The organism is Methylobacterium sp. 285MFTsu5.1 (assembly GCF_000383455.1).
In the GTDB taxonomy this organism is placed as follows: domain Bacteria; phylum Pseudomonadota; class Alphaproteobacteria; order Rhizobiales; family Beijerinckiaceae; genus Methylobacterium.
Map to the genome: position 1 here is coordinate 1 of NZ_KB911346.1, position 2,175 is coordinate 2,175.

At 61.7% G+C, this 2,175-nt stretch carries 1 protein-coding gene and 2 pseudogenes; 1 reads left to right on the forward strand and 2 read right to left on the reverse strand.

The features are described from left to right. Window positions 1-97 precede the first annotated feature (97 nt). Window positions 98-737 (forward strand): annotated as a pseudogene (locus tag H288_RS0131835) (IS630 family transposase); the annotation flags it as partial. A 184-nt stretch (window positions 738-921) separates the two neighbouring features. On the opposite strand, the gene H288_RS0131840 reads toward H288_RS0131835, so the two are convergent. Beyond that, complete coding sequence (locus H288_RS0131840) at window positions 922-1,764, reverse strand: hypothetical protein (RefSeq protein ID WP_158684287.1); 843 nt, start codon at window positions 1,762-1,764, stop codon at window positions 922-924. Between the two features lie 110 nt (window positions 1,765-1,874). Then, window positions 1,875-2,175, reverse strand: a pseudogene (locus H288_RS34700) (hypothetical protein); the annotation flags it as partial.

Genomic DNA, 2,175 nt, shown 5'->3' on the forward strand with positions numbered 1-2,175 from the left:
CGAGGGCCATCCGCAACGGCACCTCGATGATCTGCTGCCATGGGCTTACCAGCCAACGCCAGCCCTCAAAGCCGTGGCCTGAGGACAGCGCTTACTCTTCAAGCGCCACGGCATCACGCGCAAAAAACACTGACCACGCCGCCGAGCAGGAGCGGGAAGACGTGAAGGCCGCGCGCCTGTCCTGGTTAGACGGCCAGCTCGATCTCGACCCGAACAAGCTCGCGTTCCTCGACGAGACCGCCACCAACACGAAGATGGTCCGCCGCTATGGGCGAGCCACGCGCGGCGAACGCTGCCGGGTGGCGGTGCCGTTCGGCCACTGGAAAACCATCACGGTCACTGCCGGTCTGCGCACCAGCGGCCTGACAGCCACCGCACTCTTCGATGGACCGATGACTGGCGCTCGCTTTCGTGGCTATGTCGAACAAACCCTCGTCCCAGCCCTCAGGCCCGGCGACACGGTCGTGCTCGACAACCTGCCCGCCCACAAGGTCAGCGGCATCCGCGAGTGCATTGAGGCGGCGGGAGCGAGGCTGCTCTATCTCCCGGCCTATTCCCCCGACTTCAACCCGATTGAACGCGCCTTCGCCAAGCTCAAGGCCATTCTTCGTGCCGAGGCTGCTCGCACGATCAGCCACCACTGGGACACTATCCGACGAGCCTTCAGACGCTTCACGCCAGCCGAATGCCGCCGCTATCTCGCCGCCGCAGGCTACGACGCATATGATCCAACATGATCGGATGCCGATCTAGCCAATAACTGAAACAGTTCAGCTCGGGAGGCGCGTCGATGCAGAAATTAAAAACCACAAGCTGCGCGGCACTATACGTAGTGTTGTGAAGCAAGCCAATACGCGATGCGCTTGAGGCAACACCGAGAGTTGCACGAATACCGCGCCCGCACATGACACACGATCTAGATTAAAAAACCACCTCAGCTTCAACATCTAGTATTCCGCCTTGGCCGGCGAAGAATATGGCAGGCCGGCCAACTGTGAGCTCGGACGACAGCGCAAAATCAAGTTCAATGCTTTCACTCGTGCTGTAATCTGTAAGGATCGTGGTTGCCATGGATATGGATGCGCCGTCGAACACGGGCAAATGCTCCACCAAGCTGACCTTCGGCACAACGGCCATAGTGGGCGACAGGGGCATGCCGCATCGCGCGGCCATATCTACGGTGCAGACCACGCCGCGCAGCGGCGGTTTGGCTATGCGGCGGAAGTACCGCCCACATCGGATCGCTTCGTCGTCGCGTCGCTCAAACACCGTCGGCGTCGAACCGGGCTCGAGCTGTGCGAGGCGCAGCGACACCGGTGGGCCGCCAGACCGACAGCTGAACTCTACGATGGCATTCGTCCCAGCCGGTATATCTGAAGCGACCACCTGACCAGACTCGAAGACTGGCGTGGTATCGGAGACCACGATGCGTCCGATCGCATCGCCCTGCCATGATAAGCAATAGCGGCCGCCCTCTAAGAGGTAGAGCGCGCCCTCGACGTCCTGCCGCACGGTCCCTTTGCCGATATGCATCGTCGTGTCGCCGTTGGCTGCCGTTACGCAAGCCGCGGTGCAGCCTGCCGGTCCCGCTTTCCAGCGATCCCGGATGAACGCGCCCGGCGGGTACACCGTCGGAGCGTTCGACGCACCCCGCTGATTGATGAAAAAATTCCCGTTGACGAGTCGATTGCGGAAAGAGATAGCTGCAGCACCGTTTAGCCCCAGACTGAACAGCAAATGTGCGATTGTGCTGCGGTGACTCATAGATCCGATCGTGCGCATTGTTGGCTCACGCCCAAGTGGACGAACGCAGGTAGAATGGTCAAGCCTTTGATCCTCCCTCGTCTTCGCGGTTCTCCCGCACTTTGTGTGGATCAGGCAGCGAGGAGCACGCGGCGACGGAGGAGTGCCAAGCTGGCGCGGCCGTACATGATACGTTTAAGCATCTTCAGCCGACTGATCTGCCCTTCGGCCTGCGCGTTGCTCCAAACGTCGTTAGCGCCGCCCGAACCGCCGGCCCGTCCTGCGCGAAGCCAGCCGCGAAGGTCTCCAATATCGCGACGCCGCAGGTGCGCGTCTCAGAGCCCGTCCGGTAAGGGTCTGAGGCGGGGTTGAGTGGCCGGGATGGCGATGATTCCAGGAGGGTGCTGAAGCCTGACCTGGAAGCGCCATGTG